This is a genomic window from Massilia sp. Soil_C_3, from assembly GCF_057657035.1.
Map to the genome: position 1 here is coordinate 575,115 of NZ_JBDGJG010000002.1, position 21,288 is coordinate 596,402.

Sequence of the window (21,288 nt, forward strand, 5' to 3'; positions counted from 1 at the left end):
GTGCCGGGCATAACAGGTTTATAACGTTCTCTACAACACTTCCCCAGGAGAATATGCGATGAATAAACATCAAACGATGACCGGGCTTCGCCTCAGCTGCGCCGCAGCCGTGCTGGCACTGACGGCATGCGCCAGCCCCGACCAGGCCCCTGCGACGGCCGACGTGGCGGTCTCGCGCCACGCGGTCGAGAACGCCGTGTCGGCGGGCGCAGCCGAACTGGCGCCGGCCGAGATCAGCGCCGCCCGCGACAAGATGGGCCGCGCCAACCAGGCGCTGGCCGCGCGCGACTACAAGCTGGCGCGCGAACTGGCGGTCCAGGCCCAGGCCGATGCCAAGCTGGCGCAGAGCAAGGCCGTGTCGGCCAAGGCGACCGCTGCCTCGACCCAGCTGAACGAAGACCTGCGCGTGCTGCGTGAGGAAGTCGATCGCGCCAACAGCCAGTAAGACCAACCTTTGACGTCCGCATTGAACGCATGAGTCCGCGCCGTCGAACGGCGCTCCAACAAGAAGAGGAACAAGAACATGAAAAACCGTAAATCCGCCGTCTCGATCCTGGCCGCCGCCGTGCTGGCCGCCGCCTGCGCCAGCGCCCCGGTGACCACCGCGACCCTGGACCAGGCGCGCGCCGACTTCGTCAGCGCCAATAACAATCCGCAGGTGTCGACCTATGCGCCGATGGAATTCAAGCAGGCCAGCGAGGCGCTCGACCAGGCCAACCAGGCCGCGCATCGCCGCGAAAGCCTGGAAGACGTCGACCGCCTGGCCTACGTCGCCAAGCAGCGTATCGCCACCGCGCAGGAAGTGGCCAAGGCCAAGGCCGCCGAAGCCGACATCGCCGATGCCGGGCGCCAGCGCGACCAGGTCCGTCTCGAGGCGCGCACCGCCGAAGCCGAGCGCGCCAAGCGCGATGCCGAAGCCGCCACCGCCGCCGCCCAGCAGGCCCAGGCACAGGCCCAGGCCGCCCAGCAGCAGAACGCCGCCCTGAGCGAGCGCGCCGCCCACCTGGAAGCCTTGCTGAACGACATCCAGGCCGTCAAGACCGAGCGCGGCTATGTGGTGACGATCGGCGACGTGCTGTTCGCCACCAACCAGGCGACCCTGAATCCGAACGGAATATCGACCCTGCGCAAGCTGGGCGACGTGATGCGCGAGAACCCGGACCGTACGGTGCTGGTCGAAGGGTTTACGGACAGTACCGGCAGCGCGAGCTACAACCAGGACCTGTCGCAGCGCCGCGCCAACGCGGTCGCCAGCGCCCTGGGCGAAATGGGCGTGCCGCGCGACCGCATCTCGATGAAGGCCTATGGCCAGGCATTCCCGGTGGCGTCGAACGACAACGCATCCGGCCGCCAGCAGAACCGCCGCGTCGAGATCGTGCTGTCCAACGATGGCGCACAGATTCCACCACGTGCAGCAATGCGTTGAACCACACTGAACACTGATTAAGGAAACACCATGGAACAGACGAACAACCTGGCGCACGGCTTCGACATCGAGGCGATCCGCCGCGCGGCAGCCAATCTCGACGACGGCGCCGTCACCGAGGGCTACCAGGCCGACCGCGAAGCGGTCATCGCGATGCTCAACGACGCCCTGGCCACCGAGCTGCTGTGCGTGATGCGCTACAAGCGCCATTACTACACGGTGGCCGGCCCCAACACGGGCCACATCAAGGCCGAGTTCCTGGAGCACGCGCAGCAAGAGCAGGATCACGCCGACCGCATCGCCGAACGCATCGTGCAGCTCAACGGCTCGCCCAACTTCAACCCGTCCACGTTCGCCGCGCGCAGCCATGCCGAGTACGACGAGTCCGACGACGTGCAGGCGATGGTGCGGGCCGACCTGATCGCCGAGCGGGTGGCGATCGAGTCCTACCGCCAGATGATCGCGGCGATCGGCGACAAGGATCCGACCACGCGCAATATGCTCATCGACATCATGGCGATGGAAGAAGAGCATGCCGACGACCTGCGCGACCTGATGGCGTGAGTCGTCAGCCGTGAACAAGCCGGGCCGGGATGACGGCCCCGGCCTGTTCGCGGCCGGTTTTTCAATGATTTTTCAGTGACAGGAGTAGAACATGCTAGAAACTTCCCGCAACACCAACGGCAGCATGCACCCGATCAGCGGCAGCACCTATGCGACCCAGTCCGACATGAAGGCGCTGGTGCGCGATGCCCAGTCGATGCTGACCGCGGCCGCTTCGCTGACCGGCGAGAAGGCCGAGGAACTGCGCGCGCGTGGCATGGAGCTGCTCGACCGCGCCCTGGGTGGCGCCAGCCTGCTGCCGACCCAGGCCGTGGAGAAAGGCAAGGAACTGGCCCACACGGCCGATGTCTACGTTAAGGACAATCCGTGGCGCACGATGGCGATCGCGGCCGGCGTCGGTGTGCTGCTCGGCATCCTGCTGAGCCGCAAACATTAACGCCGGGGGAATAGACGTGGATAAACAAGAAGCGATCGTACATAACCCTGGCGTCATCAGCGGCATTTCCAGCCTGTTCAAGAGCCTGTTCGGGCTGGCGGTCTCGCGCGTTGAACTGGCGGCGCTCGAGCTGTCCGAGATCCGCAACCATGTCATCGAGCTGCTGGCCATCTTCGCGGCGGCGGTGCTGGCGGTCTGGTTCGCCATCGCCTTCGGCGCCATGACGGTGGTCGCGCTGGCCTGGGATTCGATGGGCTGGACCATCCTGCTGATCATGTTCGCGGTGTTCGCCCTGATCACGGCGGTGCTGGTGACGAAGGGACTGGCGCTGCTCAAGCAGAACAAGCTGGCCTTCCCGGCGACGATGAAAGAACTCAAGAACGACCGCGAGATGTTGCTGTAAGCGGCTGTGATGAGCGCCTGCCAGACGGGCGAACACAAGCGGTCAACAAGGGAGAAAGTATGCAGAATCAAAACGGAACGACAGGATTGGCGGGTCACCAGCACAGCCTGGATCCGGCGGTGCGCAAGGCAGAGCTACTGCGTGAAGGCGAGTTCTTCCGAGCAGGCGTGGCGCATGCCAAGGCCAGCATCCAGTACGGCATCAAGCCCGAAGTCATGCTGCACTCGGCGATGGATCACGCGACCTGGGCCTTGCGTGCCCGGGCCGACGCCATGCTCAAGCCTACCGGAACCAATGTGTCGGTGCTGCTGCCATATGCGCTGGGCGTGATCAATTTCGTGCGCCAGCGCCGGCTGGGCAAGCCGGCGGCGGGCGCCGCCCTGGTGCTTGGCGCACTGGGCTGGTACGTCAATCGCAAACGAGCGCAGCAAATACCAGAATAAGGGTAAGCTGTATTCCAGACGTTGCCGCAAGGAGGAGTTTGCGGCAACCGCCAGCCGGAACACGGGCTTGGACAGTCGGAGCATGAACATAAGCGATCGCGCCGCCATCAAGAACGACAGGGCCGATCGTGTGGTACAGAATATGGTGGGGCTTGAGCGGCGTCGCAATCGGGGATTGGGCGCCGTCTTTTTTTGTCGGCCGCCTGGCCGATACCGATCGTGAGGCGCACATGCATCCGTCTAATATCGTCCTGCTCGAGTTCCATCCCGAGCGCAATGACCTCAGCCCCGACAAGGAATTGCGCAACGGCCTGTCGGTGGCCCTGCGCATGGGCGACACCCTGTGGCTGGCCAACGACGAGTCGCTCAGCATCGAGCGCCTGACGCTGGCGCCCGAGGACCGCCGCGGCAAGACCAGTTTTGCGCGCGCGCACCACCAGTTCGCGCTGCACGACTTCTTGCAACTGCCCCTGCCGCCGCATGACGAGGAGGGCAAGCGCATCAACGAAGCCGATATCGAGGGCCTGGCCAGCGATGGTGACTATCTGTGGCTGACCGGCTCGCACAGCCTGCGCCGCAAGCGGCCGGACGGGGGTGACGGCGTACGGCGCACGCACAAGCGCCTGGCCAGCGTCAGTGCCGACGCCAACCGCTACCTGCTGGCGCGCATCCCCCTCGTCAAGCAGGACGGCGGCTTCACGCTGCAGAAGGAGGCCGCGCACAAGGGCAAGCGGCGTAGCGCGGCGCTGCTGCGCGGCGACGAGCACGGCAACGAATTGACGGGGCTGCTGCGGCAGGACGAGCACTTCGGTCCCTTCCTGGCCATCCCCGGCAAGGACAACGGCTTCGATATCGAGGGCATCGCCCTGGCCGGCAAGCATGTGCTCCTGGGTTTGCGCGGCCCGGTGCTGCGCGGCTGGGCGGCGATCGTCGAAATTGCGCCGGTCGACGATGGCGAAGAGGGCTGGCTAAGGCTGGCGCCGCTCGACGACGAGGGCACCCTGTACCGCAAGCATTTTCTTGACCTGGATGGCCTGGGCATCCGCGACCTGTGCGTGCAAGGCAAGGATCTCCTGATCCTGGCCGGGCCGTCGATGGACCTCGACGGGCCGGTGACCTTGCTGCGCTGGCCCGGCGGGGCAAGGCCCGACAAAGCCTCGGCGGTGAGCCGGGACATGCTCGAACACGTGCTGGCGCTGCCGTTCGGGCAGGGCGTCGATCATCCCGAAGGCATTTCACTGTTTTCGAGCCACGACGGGCGCGAGGAGGGGCTGCTGGTAGTGCACGACTCGGCCTCGCCAAGTCGCCAGATCGGCGACAGCACCCTGGTGGCCGATGTGTATCCGCTGCCGCCGCGGCGCAAAAAGAAATAGATGAAAAAAAGCGGCCATCGGAATGGCCGCTTCGTCGATGCGCTCGGAACCTACTGGCGCGGCATCGGCTTGCCGAGTTGCGCCGTCTCGCGCTGCCAAGTGGCGCGCGCCTCGTGCATGCACGATTTGCGTTCGGCCGTCGGCGCCTTGCGGCAGGCGTTCTGCGCTTCCTGCAGCGCCGCGCCGAGTTCCTTGCGCAGCGTTTGCTGCGCCGGATCGTCGCGGTACCAGCGCGGTGGATCGCCTTTTGCAATTTCATGGGCCTGCTGACGGGCGACGATCGGGTTGACGGTCGCGTCGGTGCCGGCTGGCGCCGCGTCCTGGGCCGATACGTGCGCCGACGCCGCGAAGGCGGCGCCGGCCAGTGCACAGGCGCAAGCGCCGCGCACGATGCGGGTGAGAGTAGCCATGGTTGTCTCCAGCTGTCTCATGCCGGTGGATCAGTAGCGGTAGACGCGGCCGTCGACGATGCGCACGCGGTTGCCCACGCGCAGATCGTAGGCACTGTCCTGGGTCACGGCGCGGTATTCGCCGTTATCCATGCGCATATTGATCTGGTACATCTCCGGGCCCGGGGCATTGCGGTTTTTCTCGACGTTGTTGCCAACGACGGCGCCAGCCAGGCCGCCTGCCACGGTGGCCGCGGTACGGCCGCCGCCGCTACCGATCTGGCTGCCGGCCAGGGCGCCGACCACGCCGCCCAGCACGCCGCCGGCGCCGCTGGTGCGGTTCTCACCCTGGACCACCTGGATCGATTCGATCACACCATAGCCGGCCGAGGCGGTGCTGCCACCCGAGCCGTATCCGGCGTTGTTGCCGTAGGGCTGGGAGCTGTTGCTGGCGCAGCCAGTGAGAAGCGCGCCGGTCGCCAGCAAGGCGACGATAAATTTACGGTTAGCATTCATGTTGTTCTCCTGACAAAATTATGAGTCCAGAATAGTCAGGTGGCCAGCGAGGGTCTGTGCGTTGCCGCACCCACCTTGCTTCGAGGGTAGAGCCGGCCGCTATCCCTATTCGGGTCGGCAGAAAGTCGGCCGATGCGGCCCGCTTTCAGTCGACTGGCTTGTTCTAGGCGCTGTCATCGTTACCTGTTGATGACCCCGAATGCGCTGCGCAGCAATTGCTCGACAGAAGTGACTCGGCCGCCATCGAGCGCCCAATGCCAGCCCAGATGGTTGGGAAGGCGGCGCGACGCCACACCATGAAAGCGCGCCAGCCATTCCTTGAAGCGCCTATGGTAGGCGTTCACGTTCTGCACATGGATGGCGCCTTCGGCGCCGTTGCGGACGCGTTCGCCGGCGCTGAGATTGACGGCCTGATGCGCAACGCCATGGGCACGGGCGAAGGCGGGATAGGCGGCGTTGGCATCGGTGACCAGCAGCGCCTGAGGATCGAGTTTCGGCAGCAGGTGCCTGACCAGTTGGGTTACCTTCAAGGCGCCGCGACCGGTCACGGCGTCGATGGTCTGGCCGCCGCGGTCGCGCGCTACCAGGATGCAGTCGAGGTGATGCGAAATGCCGCGCAGGGCGGCCCTGCCACCACGCTTGCGGGGCTTGCGATCGAGCTTGCGTGAACCCTTCTGCGACTCGAGCAGGAATGTCTCGTCGGCCTCGACGATGCCGATCAGGCGCTCCGGCCGGTCGTTCTTGACGCGGTCGAGAAAGCGATGGCGCCAGCGAAACGTGGTGTTGGGGTGCACGCCGACGCGCTTGGCCGCAGAACGGACCGTGCGCGAATCGAGCACCGTGTCCAGATAATCGAGCCACTTGCCCTTGTGCCTGAGCCGCGCAAGCGGCGTGCCTGTCAGGTCGTTAAAGGTGCGGCCGCACGCGCAACAGCGAAAGCGTTGCAGGTCGTTGGCCTGGCCATGGCGGTGGCAACGCTCGCAGGCGCAATCCGGGCAACAGCGCCCCTTTGACCGGATTTCGCCAATGAGGGCGACCACCCGGTCGAGTCCGGCTGCCGGATGCAGGGCGGCAAGCATCTGCTGACGCTGCGGCTGGTTCAGTTGAGGCAGCTGGGCGAACAGCTTGGCGAACTTCGGCGCTTTCATGGCGCGCTCCCGATCGATGGCGACGTGGATTGGACCGCGGATTAGCTCAGCAGTTCAATGCTCATCCATATTTAACGATGACAGCGCCTTGTCCTATATCTGCTCATCTATATGTGTCCGCCAAGAGTCTGCTAGTTGTGTTCGGCACCGAACAGAAGCCGGGTACGTGGCATGTAAAGATGTCTCCAATGTTGACAAATGGAGAACAAAAATAATGAAGACGTCGCACGCACTCCTCCTGATCGGTGCAGCTTTCGGCTGGGCTGGCCAGGCTGTCGCCCAGCAGCCGGCGCCGGAGGCGAAGACCGTCTATCAACAGACAATGGATGCCGCCGAAGCCGCCTACGACGCCGCCAAGGCGCGCTGCGACGCGCTGGCCGGTGTCCCGCACGAGATCTGTGTCGCCGACGCCCGCGCCGCCCGCGTGCGCGTCGAGGAAGAAGCGGGCGCAGCCTACAAGAACACGCTGGCGGCCTACACCCAGGCGCGCATGCGCATCGCGACGGCCTATTACGAGCGCGACAAGACGCGCTGCGGCGCCGCGCTCGGGAACGACCGCGACGTGTGCCAGCGCCAGGCCAAGGCGACCCTGGTCGCCAGCCAGGCCGACGCCCGGGCCGACCGCAAAGCGATCGAGGCGCGCCTGGAAGCGCAGGGGGCAAAGATCGACGCCGAATACCGCGTCGCACTGCAAAAGTGCGATGCCTTCGCCGGTGACGTCAAGGAAGGGTGCGTCAGCACCACCCGGACGGCCTACGGCAAATGAAAAGAACCTGCGGGCCGGATTGCCGGCGCCGCCCAACCCGCCCGCAAGGGTATTGCACCACCATGATTATCAATAAGGAGCCATCATGAAAATCGCCAAGAACCTCATCTCTGCCGCTTTCGTCGCCACCGTCGCCATTACCGCCGTCGGCTGCTCGTCGACCCCTAACCAGGCGAGCACCGGTGAATACGTCGATGACGCCGTGATCACCACCAAGGTCAAGGCCGCCCTGGTCAACGACCCGAACGTGAAGGCACGCGAAGTCAACGTCGAAACCTTCAAGGGCGACGTCCAGCTGTCGGGCTTCGTGGCCGAGGCCGCCGATGCGCAGCGCGCCGTCGAGATCGCCCGTGGCGTCAAGGGCGTGACTTCGGTCAAGAACGACATCCGTGTGAAATAATATGCGCTTAGCCGGGGCGGCCCGGCATCTCGTTCAGGCATACCATGCAGCTAGCACCAACCGATCCGGCCACGCCGGCAGCATCCAACCCTTCGCCTGAACCAGCCGCCCCTCCTGGCGACGCCGCCCGCGCCGACGCGCGCGGGGCCGGCGACGACCTTGCCCTGCACATCGGCGGCATGCGCGTGCCGCTGCACGTCAATGCGCGCGGACTGTCGCTCGGCATCCTCGCCACCATCGCTTTTGTGTTCGCGCTCCAGTGGGCGCAGAAATTCTTCGTCCCGCTGCTGCTCGGCATCCTGATCGCCTACACCCTCAATCCCGTCGTGCGCTGGCTCGAACGCTGGCACATCAAGCGCATCATCGGCGCCACTCTCGTCACGGCCGTGATCGTGGGAGCGATGGCGGGCACCCTGTACCGGCTGCAGGGCGAATTCTTCAATATCCTCGACGAGTTGCCGACGCTGACCCACAAGGTCACGCGCATCCTCACCAATACCAGCGGCCAGCGCTCGACCCTGCAGCAGATGCAGGCGGCGGCGGCCGAGATCGAACGCGCCGCGAGCAATGTTGGCGCCGACGCCAAGCGCCTGGCGCAGCAGCGGCGCCAGTATCCGCCGCCGGCCGCCGCGGCCAGTTCGCCGATCCGCGTGATGGACTGGGTGCTGGCCGGCTCGATGAGCCTGGCCGCCTTCATGTCGCAGGCGACCATGGTCGTATTCCTGGTGTTCTTCCTGCTGCTGGCGGGCGACACCTTCAAGCGCAAGCTGGTCAAGCTCACCGGCCCCTCGCTCACACGCAAGAAAGTCACGGTCCACATCCTGGACGACATCAATACCTCGATCCAGAGCTATATGTTCATGCTGCTGGTGACCAATATCCTGCTTGCCCTCTTGATGTGGGGCGCGCTGCGCCTGATCGGTCTCGAGAACGCCGGCGCCTGGGCCGCCTTCGCCGGCGTGGCCCACCTGATGCCGTATTTCGGCCCCCTCGTCATCACGGTCGCGACCGGGATGGCGGCTTTCCTCCAGTACGAGACCCTGAGCATGGTGATGCTGGTGGCCGGCGCCTCGATGGCGATCGCGACCTTGGTCGGCATGGTCGTCGCCACCTGGATGACCGGCAAGATCGCGCGCATGAATCCGGCCGCGGTCTTCGTCAGCCTGCTGTTCTGGGGCTGGTTGTGGGGCGTCTGGGGCTTGCTGCTCGGTGTGCCGGTGGTGATGGTGCTGAAGGTGGTGGCCGAGCGGGTCGAGGGGATGGAAGTGGTGTCGGAGCTGCTGGGAGAATAATCCGGGTGGGGTGGAAGGCTTCGCCTCCCACCCCACAATGCCTCAGGCGGTGCTGGCCTTCGGTTCGACGCCCGTGATTTCCTTCGGCTTGTTGTGCAAGCTACCCATTTGCAGGGCGTACTGGCGCGCGAATTCGGCGCCCAGGAAGAAAATCTGCGCCGAGTAATACACCCACAGCAGCAGCGCGATCAGCGAACCGGCGGCGCCGAAGCTGTCGGTGGTGCCGCTGTTGCCGATGTACAGCCCGATCCCGAACTTACCCAGCGTGAACATCGCGGCGGTGCCGAGCGCGCCGATGGTGACGTCCTTCCACGACAACCGCACGCGCGGCAGCAGCTTGTAGATCACGCCGAACAGGGTGGCGATGACCAGGAAGCCGATGCCGGAGGCGATCCAGCCCATGACGACGGCGGCTTCCTGCCACACACCGGTGATGAACTTCTCGGCCACCGTGGTGGCGGCACTGACCACCAGGGACACCATCAGCAGGAAACCCAGCACCAGCACCATGCCGAACGACAGCAGGCGGGTGCGGATCGTATTCCAGATGCCGGCATCCGGCGGCGTCGGGAGACCCCAGATCTCGTCCAGGCTGTCCTTCAGCTCGGAAAACACGGTGGTGGCGCCGACGATCAGCAGCACGGTGGCGACGATCGTGGCGAAGCGGCCCGATTCCTTGTTCTGGGCGCCGGCCAGGATGGCCTGGATCGTGTCCGCCCCCTGCGCACCCAGCAGTCCGCGCAGCTCGGCCAGCAACTGGCCCTGCGCGGCTTCCTCGCCGTAGAAGAAACCGGCGACGGCGATCACCAGCACCAGGATCGGCGCCAGCGAAAACAGGGTGTAGAAGGCCAGTGCTGCGCCCTTGCTGGAGGCACGGTGGTCGAGCCATTCCGTTACCGCGCAGCGCAGGACTTTCAGGATCTGGTGCGTGTAAGGGAACCATTTCTTAACTGCCATATCCCATCCTCCAAATAAAAAGGGGGCCGAAGCCCCCTCGAACAAGCGTTGCCGCCTAAGGTATTACTGCTGAACTGGCACTTCGACCGTGATCTGGTCGACTTCGACGCGACGGTTCGGTTCCAGGCAAGCGATCAGCTGGGCACGGTTCTTCTGCTGGCACTCGACCAGCGGGTTGGCTTCGCCCTTGCCGATGGCGCGCAGGCGGTTGCCGTCGATGCCTTTGCCGACCAGGTAATCACGCACGGCGTTGGCGCGGCGCTCCGACAGCTTCTGGTTGTAGGACTCTTTACCCAGACGGTCGGTGTAACCGGTGATTTCGACATTGGTGACCGAGGTGTCGGCCTGCAGGGCAGCGGCGATCTCGTCCAGCTTAGGCGCCGGGGTGATCACTTCAGCCTTGTCGAAGGCGAACAGCTTGGTGGCTTCCAGGGTCACTTTCTGGAAGCGCGGTGCTGGTGGTGGTGGCGGTTCGACTGGCGCCGGTGCTGGAGGCGGAGCCTCGACCACTGGGGCTGGAGCCGGTGCCGGTGGTGCTGGCGGCGGGTTGAACGCGTAGTTCAGGCCGACGGTCAGCATCTTGTTGTTGCTGCGCTTGAAGCCGAATTCTTCGTCATCACGCAGGAAGCCGCGCACGGTGCGCAGGTCGGCTTGCAGCGACCATTGCGGGGTCAGGCTGGCCTGGAAACCGATACCGACGGTGGCGTACGGCGAGTTTTTCTCGACGTTGCGCAGTGGGTTGTTGACCTTGTCACGCTCGGCGCCCAGGCCGAACAGGACGAACGGACGGAAGCGATCGCGGCTCAGCATCAGCAGGGCATCGACGCCCAGCAGGGTCTGGCGATACTCGCTTTGGCCTTGCTCGAAGCGGGTCTGGCTGGCGCCGATCTGGATGTCCCAGTTCTGGTGCACCGCCTTACCGAACTTCAGGCCGCCACCGGTATCGCGGTCGTCCACGCCGAAGTCGGCATCCGGCTTCACGTGGTTGACGCTTGGCTGGATGTACCACGACGGGTTGAGCTCTTGGGCGAGGGTGGCGCCGGATGCGCACAGCAGTGCAGCAGCCAGGGCGATCTTCTTGGTATTGTTCACAGGTAACTCCCGTAGGTTAAAAGTTGATGACAACGCATACGTCAGCAGCGATGTTGGATAAAGAATAACAGTGCAAGTTCCGTATGCTCGGTGCGGTAGCGCACCCAACGTGGAATGGCAGTGCGATTTTACAACAGTGGTAAAAACTCCACATTTCCAATATGAAACGAACTGTAACGACGTTGTCATGTACAGAGCGGGCGTGCGACGCGCGCGCGCCGTCACCCCGCTGTCATGTCGACATATTCATATTAGATATGTGACATGACATTCTGACATCGTTACGTCATGCGCGCATGTTCGCCAAAAGGAGGGGGCAGTTTCTGCAGCGGCGGGCGGCGGAAGGGGAGGCGGGGGAAAAATGCTTTTGGGAATGTTGTCGAATGTTGGATGGCGCACAGACCATGATGTCTGATGCAGGCAATCTTGAGTCCAGTTAAGCGGAACCGAGATGTTGTCAGGGTGTCATACGACACACAGCGACCCGGACCACACAGTCTCACTCTCTATATTGGAGCTCATCGATATGCATGCAACGACTCAGCACAACGCGGTACCAGGCGAAACCGGCGCAGTGCACACTTCCAGCAATTCGGCGCTGATCGAGCGCGTCCCACCACAACCGACCGAGCGCGCCCCGATTTCGCTGGCCCCGATCGAGCGTGTGCGTTCGACCTCGGCCACCCAGCGTCGCATCGAAAACATGCAAAAGCTGATCAACGAACTGTCGAGCCACGAAATGCTGGCCGACGAGATCGCCTGGTTCCTCAAATTCTCGCCGTCGGGCGCCCGCAAGTACATCCGCGACCTGCGCGAAGCCGGCGTGATCGAACTGGCGCGCTATATCGAAGGCACCGCCACCTACCTGGGCAAGGCCGTGTACCAGATCTCGCCAGACCCGGAGCGCGTCAAGGCCTTCCTGGCCGCGATCTGCCAGCCGAAGCGCGAAGGCGCCGCCCCGCGCAAGGAGCGTCCAGGCCTGCGCGAACAGAATATGGCCGGCAGCGGTCGCCATTTCCACATCCTGGCCGATGACACCCATTACGCCATCCGCGTGAACCGCAGCCCGGTTGCCCGCGACCCGCTGGTTGCAGCACTGTTCGGCCCGGCGCCAGGGCAGAACGTCGTTACCGCCAAGGAACGCGCCTGAGTGCGCGCCCGGGGCCGCTGCGGTAGAGACCCGCAGCGCCTCCGGTTCGACGATCGCTGTCGTCATTTTTGCCGCGCTTTATGCGCGGCTTTGTTTTTTATGGGGACGCCACGGAGGGATATCCCGGTGACCAACTTATTGCAACTCTCGTGTTGAAAACCGGTCAATAATCCTCACTTGTCTGCCATGCCGCCGCTCAGCCGGCAGGTTCAATCAGATAGGAGTGACGATGTTACCGAGTGCCGAATCGCTGGAAGGCAAACCAATCCCCAACGTGGTCTTCAAGGCCAGGCTCGACGACCAATGGCGTGATCTCAGTTCCGACGAGCTGTTCAAGGGCCGCACGGTCGTCGTGTTTTCCCTGCCGGGCGCCTTCACCCCAACCTGCTCCTCGACCCATTTGCCGCGCTATAACGAACTGGCGCCGGTGCTGCGTTCGCATGGCGTGGACGACATCCTGTGCGTCTCGGTCAACGATGCCTTCGTCATGAACCAGTGGAAGGCCGGCCAGGACGCGGCCAATATCACGGTCATCCCGGATGGCAACGGCGACTTCACCGACGGCATGGGCATGCTGGTCGACAAGCGCGAGCTGGGGTTCGGCTGCCGCTCCTGGCGCTATTCGATGCTGGTGCGCGACGGCGTGATCGAGAAAATCTTCATCGAACCGGAGCGCGAGGGCGACCCGTTCGAGGTTTCGGACGCCGATACCATGCTGGCCTACCTGGCGCCGGATGCCCAGGTGCCAGAGCCGGTCGTCATGTTCTCGCGTCCCGGCTGTCCTCATTGCGCCCGTGCCAAGCAGGCGCTGCGCGACAATGACATCCACTACACCGACATCTCCGAGGATCAGAAGATCAATACCATCGTCCTGCGCGGCGTCACCGGTCGCATGACCTGGCCGCAAGTCTTCGTTGGCGGCGAGCTGATCGGCGGCGCCGACGAGGTGCAAGCCTGGCTGGCCGACAAGGCTTGACCATGGAGGGCATCGCAGTCGGGGCACTGGGCCTGGCCGTGCTGGCGGCCTGGCTGTGGCCGAAGTGGCGCCTGCGGCAGGCGCTGGCGCGGCCGTTGCCGGCGGCGCAGGTCGCTATCCTGGCGCGCAACCTCGCCCAGTACGGTGCGATGGACGAAGGGCAGCGCCGGCGTTTGCAGCGCATGGTCCAGCAATTTCTGCACGAGAAGAAATTCGTCGGCTGCGCCGGCCTGGACGTCACCGACGAGATGCGGGTGACGATCGCGGGCCAGGCCTGCCTGCTGCTGCTGGGGCGGGTCGGCGACACGGGCAAGCCCGATATCTATCCCACGCTGGACCTGATCCTGGTCTATCCCGGCGCCTTCCTGGCGCCGCGCAAGCAGGTCGACATGTCGGGCGTGGTGACCGAGGAACGCCAGGACTTGCTGGGCGAATCCTGGGGCGATGGCCGCGTGATCCTGTCGTGGGACCATGTGCGGCGCGCCGGCCATGCCGAGTCGGCCGGCCACAATGTGGTGCTGCACGAATTCGCTCACCAGCTCGACAGCGAGTCGGGCAATACGAACGGCGCACCCTATCTCGGTAGCAGCGAGCGCTACCGCAGCTGGTCCGACGTGCTGTCGCGCGACTATGCCAACCTGCGCCAGGAGGCGATGTGGGGCACGCAGGGCGTGCTCGACCACTATGGCGCGACCAATCCGGCCGAGTTCTTCGCGGTGGCCACCGAAAGTTTCTTCGAGCAGCCGCACCAGCTGGCGGCCCGCCATCCGGCCCTGTACGAGGAATTCCTCAAGTATTACCGGATCGACCCACGTCAATGGCAGAGCGCCCCGCAGCCACCGGTGGAGGAACCGCCGAGCTATGGGGTGGTCTATGGGCAGTGGCGGTAGCCTGGCAATGAGCAGCGTGCGATCCCGTACAGATCGGCGGGTGCGACCCGCGTACGCTTGAGCTACCGTAGACGCTACTTATTTGCCACATAATCGGGAGGATTCGCCGATGTCCACCATCATCGCAGGACGTTTCCAGCTTCAGGATGACGTCGACCGTGCGCGCGACGCGCTGATCGACGCCGGATTCGATGCCGACCGCATCAGCGGGTTCTACCTGACCCAACCCGGACAGCACGATATGACGCCCATCGGAGGCGACCACCTCCAGTCGCCCGGCGCCAAGGAAGCGCCTGAGGGCGTGGTAAAAGGCGTGGCCACCGGCGGCGCCGTCGGTGTGGCCGTAGGCGCCGCCACCTCGCCCGTGACGGGGCCGCTGGGCCCGATCGTCGGCGGGCTGGTGGGCGGCCACGTCGGCTCGCTGTTCAGCTTCAGCAAGATGAAAGACCGGGGCGAACCCGAAGAGGGCGGCGAGAACGCCGTGCCGCCGCGTCCGGCCGGCATGCTGGTGGCGGTCGCCTTCGACGATCCCGACCTGCAGGCACGCGCCGTCGACTTGCTGCGCCAGCTGGGCGCCCACCACATCGAACGGGCCCAGGGCAATATCGTCGGCGGAGATTGGGCGGATTTCGATCCCGGCAGCAGGCCCGACGTCATCGCCTGAATCCTGCAGATGTGGCGCAGCATGTCCGCTGCGCTGCTCGTTGCACATGGGCTTTGCCCCGTTCACACTTGATCCTAATCAACAGCCAGCTGTTGTCGTTTCCCTACACTCGGATGCTTGCAGTCGCGCCATCGGCGCCAACGAGAATAGGAGGTCGACATGGCAGGAGACACGGTAGCAAGACAGGAAACAGGGGCATCCGACAGGCGGGTAGCCTTGGTGACGGGGGCGATGGGTGGGCTGGGCACGGCGCTGTGCCGGCGCCTGCATGCAGAAGGGTTCCAGGTTGCGGCAACGCATTCGCCGCAGAATGCGCGCCGCGACGCCTGGCTGGCCGGACAGGAAGCGGACGGCGTCAAGGTGCGGGCCTACGAGCTGGACGTTTCCAACGGCAATGCCTGCGAGAACGTCGTGCGCCGGGTGCTGGGCGACCTGGGCCGCATCGACGTCCTGGTCAATAACGCCGGCATCACGCGCGACCGCAGCATGCGCAAGATGAGCCAGGAAGACTGGCATACGGTGATGGGCACCAATCTCGACAGCGTATTCAATATGACGCGGCCGGTGCTCGAGGCGATGATCGCGCAGCGCTGGGGGCGCATCATTAATATCTCTTCGGTCAATGGCCAGCAAGGTGCTTTCGGCCAGGCCAATTACGCCGCAGCCAAGGCCGGCATGCATGGCTTCACCAAATCGCTGGCGCTCGAAGTAGCGCGCCACGGCGTCACGGTCAATACGGTCTCGCCCGGCTACCTGGACACCGCCATGGTGGAAAAAGTGCCGCAGGACGTGCTGCGCGACCGTATCTTGCCGCAAATCCCCGTCGGCAGGCTGGGCAAACCGGCGGAAGTGGCGGGGCTGGTGGCCTATCTGGTGTCGGACCTGGCGGGCTATCTGACCGGCGCCAATATCGCGATCAATGGCGGGCAGCATATGTATTGAGGGTGGCCGCTCACAGCGTCCGCCTGGCCGGCAGTCGCGGTTCAGGCCGCGGCTGTCGGCGGCGTCGGCGTGAGCGCATCGAGGGTGGTGCTGTGCAGCTGGATTTTCTCGATGGCCAGCACGATCGGCGTCGGCTGGCCGGTGGCGACGGCGCCGGCCAGGGACAGCAGGCCACCGACGAGGCCGGTGACTTCGCCGATCACGCCGATGCGCCGGATCTTTTCGGCCGCCGCGGCGGTGAGGGCCACGAGCCTGCTTTGTGGCTGGCCCAGGCCCTGGATGACGAAGGCGGCGGCGTCGGCATATAAAGTGTTGGCGCGCTGGCGTAATACCATTTCATCGTCCAGCAGGCGGCGCATGGCGTCCTGCACCTGCACGGGGACGCCGCGGCCGTCGTAGCTGCGGATCTCGCGCAGGATGCGTTCGTGCAGGCGGTCGGCGATCGTCGACAGGCCATCGGCCAGTTCGACCACCTGCTGCATGCTGGACAGGCCGCTGCCTCCGCCGACACCGTGGGCGGTCTTGGCGGCGTGGCCCCTGGCATTGGCGGGTGCTGCGGCCGAGGCGCTGGTGACAGGGGCTATCTCGGCTGGAGTTATATCGTCCTGCGCCGCGCCCGCATCCGGCGGGCTGGTCTTGTCGTGTGATGACTCCTGCATGCCGTCCTCCTCAATCGCCGTTCAGCCCGTCGCGGATTGCCCGCAGGTCGCGGGCATAGTTGGCGAGCATGCGCCGTGTCTCGTCGCCCGTCAGCTTGTTCATGTTCTCGCGCATCTTCTGGTGGCCGAGCGCCACCTTGGTGAGGCCCTGCAGCGCCAGCTCATAGCGGCGGTCGATCAGCTTGTACTCGGTCGACTTGTTCAGGTAGTGCACCTTGGCGAGGGTGACGAGCATGCGATCGGTATTGCGGTTCGAAAACGGAAGCTCCACATCGAAGATGCCGAGCACAGTCTTCTTCTCATTCTCGTTGGTCTTGTAATAGAGGCGGGTGAGCGAGATCATGGCATCGAGCAGCACCTGCACATCCGCATCGCCGTCGCGCACCATGGTCTCGACGCTGCGGTTCTGGTAACCCGAGGCGATCACGCGCGTGAGCAGCCGGGTCATCCCCGTATACGCCGCCACATGCCGCTGCTGCAGCCCGGATTCGGCATTCGCCTTGAGTCCATTGCCCAGGTCATCGATCCGCTCCGACAAATCGTAGCGCTCCTCGCCCGCGAGCAGGCTGAGCGTTTGCATATACAGGACCAGCGTCTTCTGGATGGCGACGAAGTCGTCATAGACGGCGCGCCGCCGCACATCGTTCTCGCGCGCGATGCGTTCGGCCTGCGGCGACAGATAGGGCTGTTCGCGCTCGTAGGTGTCGCGATACCGCCGCGACAATTCCGCATACCCACCCAGCTTGGCCGAGGCATCCGCAAACTCGCGCACCTCCTGCAAGCTGACCGACCCCTGCGAAGCGCAACCGCCGAGCAGCACGCCAAGCCCCAACACCAGCCCCACCGCAAGTCGACGCAGCATCGCGACTCCTCCCACCCGCCAGCCCGAAAATCCCATTCTTCCAGCCCCGCACCGCCCCACCTTGCCAATTATCAAATTCTCCCTCCCAATCCCACCCCACCGCACACTCTGAGGGTCAGAGTCGAATTAAATGACAACTTTTAAAGTTGTCAAACAAATCGACTCCGACCCTCATTATTGAATAAATTACTAACGGAATGCCTGCCTCAACGCTTTTCCACCATTAAATTCAATCATGGCTATTGGCCAATAATTCGACTCTGACCCTCATTAATTTGGAGGTCGAAAATGGCGTGAAAATAAGGCTTTGATCAAAATCGGCAGAAAAATTGGCAGGATGAATCGATGTTCCGAAAAAATGGGCGATTCAATAGAGCGGAGGGAATAAATAAATGAGGGTCAGAGTCGAATTAAATGACAACATTCGAAAGTTGTCACTTAATTCGACTCTGACCCTAATTATTGGGTAATAACTTGGCAGGAACAAGCTGAGGGTAAAATCGGCGAATTGGGTGATGTGACAATCTTTCCCAATAATTCGACTCTGACCCTCAGTGGACCCTCAAGGGGTTAGCGGTCGCGGCGGACGGCGGAAGCGGGGCGGGGGCCGCTGTGGCGCTTCGCAGCGGCGGGGGCGCCGGTGCCGGGGGTGCGCGGTTTGTTGCCGCCACCGCCACCACCACCGCCACCGCCGCCACCGCCATGGCCACGACCGCCACCTGGACGGCCGCCGCGGCCCGTATGGCCAGGCGCACCGCTGCGCAGCTGGATCGGTTGCGGCTTGGCGTTCAGGTCGGGCTCGAAGCCGGGGATCACGGCGCGCGGCAGGGTTTGCTTGATCAGCTTTTCGATGTCTTTCAGCATCTGGTGCTCGTCCACGCAGACCAGCGACACCGCCTCGCCCGTCGCGCCCGCACGGCCGGTACGGCCAATGCGGTGCACATAGTCTTCCGGCACGTTCGGCAGGTCATAGTTCACCACGTGCGGCAGCTGGTCGATGTCGATGCCGCGCGCTGCGATGTCGGTGGCCACCAGCACTTGAAGGCTGCCATCCTTGAATTCGGCCAGCGCCTTGGTGCGCGCCGACTGGCTCTTGTTGCCGTGGATCGCCATCGCGCCGATGCCGTCCTTGCCCAGCTGTTCCACCAGCTTGTTGGCGCCATGCTTGGTGCGCGTAAACACCAGCACCTGGGTCCAGTTGTTGGACTTGATCAGGTGCGCCAGCATCGGGTGCTTCTTGTCGCGGTCCACCGGGTGGATTTTTTGTGCGATCACTTCCACGGTCGAGTTGCGGCGCGCCACTTCGATCGATTGCGGATTGTTCAGCAGGCGGTCGGCCAGTGCCTTGATGTCGTCCGAGAAGGTGGCCGAGAACAGCAGGTTCTGGCGCTTCGGCGGCAGCAGGGCCAGCACTTTGCGGATGTCGTGGATGAAGCCCATGTCCAGCATGCGGTCGGCTTCATCCAGGATCAGGATTTCGACCTTCGACAGGTCGATCGTGCCCTGGCCCGCGTGGTCAAGCAAGCGGCCCGGGGTGGCGACAAGGATGTCGACGCCATGCTTGAGCAGCTTGATCTGCGGGTTGATGCCGACGCCGCCGAAGATCACGGCCGAATTCAGGTTCGTGTACTTGCCGTACAGGCGCACGCTTTCCTCGACCTGGGCCGCGAGCTCGCGGGTCGGGGTCAGCACCAGCGCGCGGATGGTCCGTTGCGCGGTCTTGTTGCGCTGCGCGGCGCCCACGGCGTCGCTCGACAGGCGGTGCAGGATCGGGAGGGTGAAGCCGGCGGTCTTGCCAGTGCCGGTCTGAGCGCCGGCCAGCAGGTCGCCGCCGTTCAGGACGGCCGGGATGGCCTGGCTCTGGATCGGCGTCGGGGCGGTATAGCCTTGTTCGGTCACCGCGCGCACGATCGCGTCGGAGAGACCAAGTGAAGAGAATGACATAGATTTTTCAGTAAAAAGCGGCCCGTCGCCACAGTGGCGGCAAGTCCTGGAATCGGGTTGATGCGGGCGCGCAATCAAGCGCTCGCCCGGACGCTGCCGCGCAAGGCGGTTAGCAGGAATTATAGTGAAGTTAGTTTCACTATAGAAAGTTTTTGCGCCATTACTATGTAATGCTTTGTAAGACGCCTGGTCAAAAGCAAGCGGGCTACCGGCAAGCGCAGCCTGCCAGTAGCCCGATCAGTACAACCGGTATTTTACGCGAAAGGCGAAAGCAGCGGGACCAGTGCGCCGAAAACCTTCGGGCCGGCGGCGATCACGTCGCCCTTGTTCAAGTATTCGGACTCGCCATTGAATTCACCGACGATGCCGCCCGCCTCGGTCACCAGCAGGGCGCCGGCCGCGATATCCCAGACCTTGAGGCCTTTTTCGAAATAGCCGTCGATGCGGCCGGCCGCGACGTTCGCCAGTTCCAGCGCCGCCGAACCGCCGCTGCGCACGCCGTGGCTGCGCGAGGCGACCACTTCGTACATGCGCAGGTATTCGGCCAGCGCGCGCGGATCGGGACTGTGGCCGGCCGACAGCAGGGCGCGGCCGATGCGCTCGGTCGGGCGCACGCGGATGCGCTTGTCGTTCAGGTAGGCGCCGGCGCCCTTGGTCGCGGTGAACAGGTCGTTGCGGACCGGGTCGTAGACCAGGCCGTTGGTGATCACGCCGCGCTGCTTGAGCGCGATCGAGATGCAGTAGTTGGGATAGCCGTGCAGGAAGTTGGTGGTGCCATCGATCGGGTCGATGATCCACACGTTTTCACTCTCGTCGTTCAGGTTGGCCGATGCGCCGCTTTCTTCCGCCAGGATGGCGTGGTCGGGATAGGCCTTGAGCAGGGTCTCGACGATCGCTTGCTCCGCCGCCTGGTCGACGTCGGTGACGAAATCGTTGTGTTGCTTCTCAGAGACGACGATGCGATCGATATCGAAGGACGCACGGTTGATGACGGTGGCGGCGCGGCGGGCGGCCTTGATGGCCGTGTTGAGCATTGGGTGCATGGAGGCTTATCCGTAAAAAACGCGAACGCCCACTCACGCACCTTGGGGGCGTCGTGAACGATCAGCTATTGAAGAGTGATTAAAGAGCAGGGCAGTGTCGAAACGGCTACAATCGCGGGCTTGTCCCCGCCATCTTGGAAAACCGTCCGCAATGCGCGATGGTCGCTATTGTAAATGAACCCGACCCAAACCGACACTTCTCTTTTCAAACGCCTCCGCTTCGTTCTGGTCGAGACCAGCCGCGCCGGCAACGTCGGCTCGGTGGCGCGCGCCATGAAGACGATGGGCTTTTGCGACCTGGTGCTGGTCGCCCCCAAATGCGAGAACCCGCTGGCCGACCCCGAAGCGGTGGCCTTCGCCAGCGGCGCCATCGACGTGCTTTCCAACGCGCGCATCGTCGCCGACATCAACGAGGCGCTGGATGGGTGCAACTTCGCCGCCGCCGTCTCGGCCCGCCTGCGCGAATTCTCGCCGCCGGTCTGGACCCCGCGCGCCTTCGCCGACCATGCCGGCAGCCAGAGCGAACTGCGCCCGGCCATCGTGTTCGGCAACGAGCGGGTCGGCCTGCCGAACGGGATCGTCGAAAGCTGCAACGTCCTGATCAACATTCCGGCCAACCCGGACTATTCGTCGCTCAACCTGTCGCAGGCGGCCCAGGTGCTGGCCTACGAGGCGCGCATGGCCGCGGTGGGCGACGGCATCGACGCGCGTGGCGTGGGCTTCCACGGCGAGGCGGCAAGCGTGACCCAGGTCGACGGCATGTATGCGCACCTCGAACAGGCGCTGGTCGCGATCGGCTTCCTGAACGCCGACAATCCCAAGAAGTTGATGCCGCGCCTGAAGCGCCTGTTCGCGCGCACCGGCCTCGAGACCGAAGAGGTCAACATCCTGCGCGGCATCGCGAGCGCGATCCTGAAGGACCGCCCCCCGCGCTGAGCCGTATTGCACCCTGT

25 protein-coding genes are annotated in these 21,288 nt (G+C 64.3%); 16 read left to right on the forward strand and 9 right to left on the reverse strand.

Annotated elements, in window-relative coordinates:
* The first annotated feature begins 58 nt into the window (after positions 1 to 58).
* The 7 genes from AC3A6F_RS05485 to AC3A6F_RS05515 all read left to right on the forward strand — a co-directional run bounded on the left by AC3A6F_RS05485 (position 59) and on the right by AC3A6F_RS05515 (position 4,645).
* Positions 59 to 445 (forward strand): DUF4398 domain-containing protein, encoded by a 387-nt coding sequence (locus AC3A6F_RS05485; protein WP_147937086.1) that lies wholly within the window; start codon positions 59 to 61, stop codon positions 443 to 445.
* A 78-nt stretch (positions 446 to 523) separates the two neighbouring features.
* Positions 524 to 1,426, forward strand: a complete 903-nt coding sequence (locus AC3A6F_RS05490) for an OmpA family protein (protein WP_487678949.1) — start codon at positions 524 to 526, stop codon at positions 1,424 to 1,426.
* A gap of 30 nt (positions 1,427 to 1,456) precedes the next feature.
* The gene (locus tag AC3A6F_RS05495) at positions 1,457 to 1,990 is read left to right on the forward strand and encodes a ferritin-like domain-containing protein (protein WP_487678950.1); all 534 of its coding nucleotides are present in this window, start codon (positions 1,457 to 1,459) and stop codon (positions 1,988 to 1,990) included.
* Positions 1,991 to 2,081: 91 nt separating this feature from the next.
* The gene (locus AC3A6F_RS05500; RefSeq protein ID WP_229414938.1) at positions 2,082 to 2,426 is read left to right on the forward strand and encodes an ElaB/YgaM/YqjD family protein; all 345 of its coding nucleotides are present in this window, start codon (positions 2,082 to 2,084) and stop codon (positions 2,424 to 2,426) included.
* Positions 2,427 to 2,442: 16 nt separating this feature from the next.
* Positions 2,443 to 2,829 (forward strand): phage holin family protein, encoded by a 387-nt coding sequence (locus AC3A6F_RS05505; protein WP_487678951.1) that lies wholly within the window; start codon positions 2,443 to 2,445, stop codon positions 2,827 to 2,829.
* Positions 2,830 to 2,888: 59 nt separating this feature from the next.
* Positions 2,889 to 3,272 carry a hypothetical protein gene (locus AC3A6F_RS05510; RefSeq protein ID WP_123069567.1) on the forward strand — a complete coding sequence of 128 codons (384 nt, stop codon included), beginning with the start codon at positions 2,889 to 2,891 and terminating at the stop codon, positions 3,270 to 3,272.
* A gap of 230 nt (positions 3,273 to 3,502) precedes the next feature.
* Entirely contained in the window at positions 3,503 to 4,645 is a 1,143-nt protein-coding gene (locus tag AC3A6F_RS05515) for a DUF3616 domain-containing protein (RefSeq protein ID WP_487678952.1), read from the forward strand.
* A gap of 50 nt (positions 4,646 to 4,695) precedes the next feature.
* Here the strand turns inward: AC3A6F_RS05515 and AC3A6F_RS05520 are convergent, their stop codons facing one another.
* The 3 genes from AC3A6F_RS05520 to AC3A6F_RS05530 all read right to left on the reverse strand — a co-directional run bounded on the left by AC3A6F_RS05520 (position 4,696) and on the right by AC3A6F_RS05530 (position 6,698).
* Positions 4,696 to 5,055, reverse strand: a complete 360-nt coding sequence (locus AC3A6F_RS05520; protein WP_487678953.1) for a hypothetical protein — start codon at positions 5,053 to 5,055, stop codon at positions 4,696 to 4,698.
* Positions 5,056 to 5,085: 30 nt separating this feature from the next.
* Positions 5,086 to 5,550, reverse strand: a complete 465-nt coding sequence (locus AC3A6F_RS05525) for an outer membrane lipoprotein (RefSeq protein WP_487678954.1) — start codon at positions 5,548 to 5,550, stop codon at positions 5,086 to 5,088.
* A 179-nt stretch (positions 5,551 to 5,729) separates the two neighbouring features.
* A complete protein-coding gene (locus tag AC3A6F_RS05530; protein WP_487678955.1) occupies positions 5,730 to 6,698 on the reverse strand; it encodes an IS1595 family transposase in 969 nt (322 codons plus the stop codon).
* A 214-nt stretch (positions 6,699 to 6,912) separates the two neighbouring features.
* On the opposite strand from AC3A6F_RS05530, the gene AC3A6F_RS05535 reads away from it, so the two are divergent.
* From AC3A6F_RS05535 to AC3A6F_RS05545, 3 genes are all read left to right on the forward strand, one after another.
* Positions 6,913 to 7,464 (forward strand): hypothetical protein, encoded by a 552-nt coding sequence (locus tag AC3A6F_RS05535; RefSeq protein WP_487678956.1) that lies wholly within the window; start codon positions 6,913 to 6,915, stop codon positions 7,462 to 7,464.
* An 85-nt stretch (positions 7,465 to 7,549) separates the two neighbouring features.
* Positions 7,550 to 7,864 (forward strand): BON domain-containing protein, encoded by a 315-nt coding sequence (locus AC3A6F_RS05540; RefSeq protein ID WP_487678957.1) that lies wholly within the window; start codon positions 7,550 to 7,552, stop codon positions 7,862 to 7,864.
* Positions 7,865 to 7,908: 44 nt separating this feature from the next.
* Positions 7,909 to 9,156: an AI-2E family transporter gene (locus AC3A6F_RS05545; RefSeq protein ID WP_487678958.1), complete on the forward strand. Its 1,248-nt coding sequence runs from the start codon at positions 7,909 to 7,911 to the stop codon at positions 9,154 to 9,156.
* 42 nt (positions 9,157 to 9,198) lie between these two features.
* Here AC3A6F_RS05545 and AC3A6F_RS05550 read toward each other — a convergent pair whose 3' ends face one another.
* Together AC3A6F_RS05550 and AC3A6F_RS05555 are read right to left on the reverse strand one after the other, a co-directional pair.
* The gene (locus tag AC3A6F_RS05550) at positions 9,199 to 10,113 is read right to left on the reverse strand and encodes a YihY/virulence factor BrkB family protein (protein ID WP_487678959.1); all 915 of its coding nucleotides are present in this window, start codon (positions 10,111 to 10,113) and stop codon (positions 9,199 to 9,201) included.
* 63 nt (positions 10,114 to 10,176) lie between these two features.
* Positions 10,177 to 11,205, reverse strand: coding sequence for an OmpA family protein (locus tag AC3A6F_RS05555; protein ID WP_487678960.1), 1,029 nt, complete (start codon positions 11,203 to 11,205; stop codon positions 10,177 to 10,179).
* A 526-nt stretch (positions 11,206 to 11,731) separates the two neighbouring features.
* On the opposite strand from AC3A6F_RS05555, the gene AC3A6F_RS05560 reads away from it, so the two are divergent.
* The 5 genes from AC3A6F_RS05560 to phbB all read left to right on the forward strand — a co-directional run bounded on the left by AC3A6F_RS05560 (position 11,732) and on the right by phbB (position 15,827).
* Positions 11,732 to 12,355: a winged helix-turn-helix domain-containing protein gene (locus AC3A6F_RS05560; protein WP_487678962.1), complete on the forward strand. Its 624-nt coding sequence runs from the start codon at positions 11,732 to 11,734 to the stop codon at positions 12,353 to 12,355.
* 229 nt (positions 12,356 to 12,584) lie between these two features.
* Positions 12,585 to 13,331, forward strand: coding sequence for a glutathione peroxidase (locus AC3A6F_RS05565; RefSeq protein ID WP_487678963.1), 747 nt, complete (start codon positions 12,585 to 12,587; stop codon positions 13,329 to 13,331).
* Between the two features lie 2 nt (positions 13,332 to 13,333).
* Complete coding sequence (locus AC3A6F_RS05570; RefSeq protein ID WP_487678965.1) at positions 13,334 to 14,221, forward strand: M90 family metallopeptidase; 888 nt, start codon at positions 13,334 to 13,336, stop codon at positions 14,219 to 14,221.
* Between the two features lie 109 nt (positions 14,222 to 14,330).
* Complete coding sequence (locus AC3A6F_RS05575; protein WP_487678966.1) at positions 14,331 to 14,885, forward strand: hypothetical protein; 555 nt, start codon at positions 14,331 to 14,333, stop codon at positions 14,883 to 14,885.
* Between the two features lie 159 nt (positions 14,886 to 15,044).
* Positions 15,045 to 15,827, forward strand: coding sequence for an acetoacetyl-CoA reductase (gene phbB / locus AC3A6F_RS05580; RefSeq protein WP_487678967.1), 783 nt, complete (start codon positions 15,045 to 15,047; stop codon positions 15,825 to 15,827).
* Positions 15,828 to 15,868: 41 nt separating this feature from the next.
* On the opposite strand, the gene AC3A6F_RS05585 is transcribed toward phbB, so the two are convergent.
* The 4 genes from AC3A6F_RS05585 to AC3A6F_RS05600 form a co-directional block, all read right to left on the reverse strand.
* Positions 15,869 to 16,486 carry a hypothetical protein gene (locus tag AC3A6F_RS05585; RefSeq protein WP_487678968.1) on the reverse strand — a complete coding sequence of 206 codons (618 nt, stop codon included), beginning with the start codon at positions 16,484 to 16,486 and terminating at the stop codon, positions 15,869 to 15,871.
* Between the two features lie 10 nt (positions 16,487 to 16,496).
* Entirely contained in the window at positions 16,497 to 17,348 is an 852-nt protein-coding gene (locus AC3A6F_RS05590; RefSeq protein WP_487678969.1) for a hypothetical protein, read from the reverse strand.
* A 570-nt stretch (positions 17,349 to 17,918) separates the two neighbouring features.
* Positions 17,919 to 19,292, reverse strand: a complete 1,374-nt coding sequence (locus AC3A6F_RS05595) for a DEAD/DEAH box helicase (RefSeq protein WP_487678970.1) — start codon at positions 19,290 to 19,292, stop codon at positions 17,919 to 17,921.
* Positions 19,293 to 19,546: 254 nt separating this feature from the next.
* Positions 19,547 to 20,326, reverse strand: a complete 780-nt coding sequence (locus tag AC3A6F_RS05600) for an inositol monophosphatase family protein (protein WP_487678990.1) — start codon at positions 20,324 to 20,326, stop codon at positions 19,547 to 19,549.
* A 183-nt stretch (positions 20,327 to 20,509) separates the two neighbouring features.
* On the opposite strand from AC3A6F_RS05600, the gene AC3A6F_RS05605 reads away from it, so the two are divergent.
* A complete protein-coding gene (locus AC3A6F_RS05605; protein ID WP_487678971.1) occupies positions 20,510 to 21,271 on the forward strand; it encodes an RNA methyltransferase in 762 nt (253 codons plus the stop codon).
* Positions 21,272 to 21,288 lie beyond the last annotated feature (17 nt).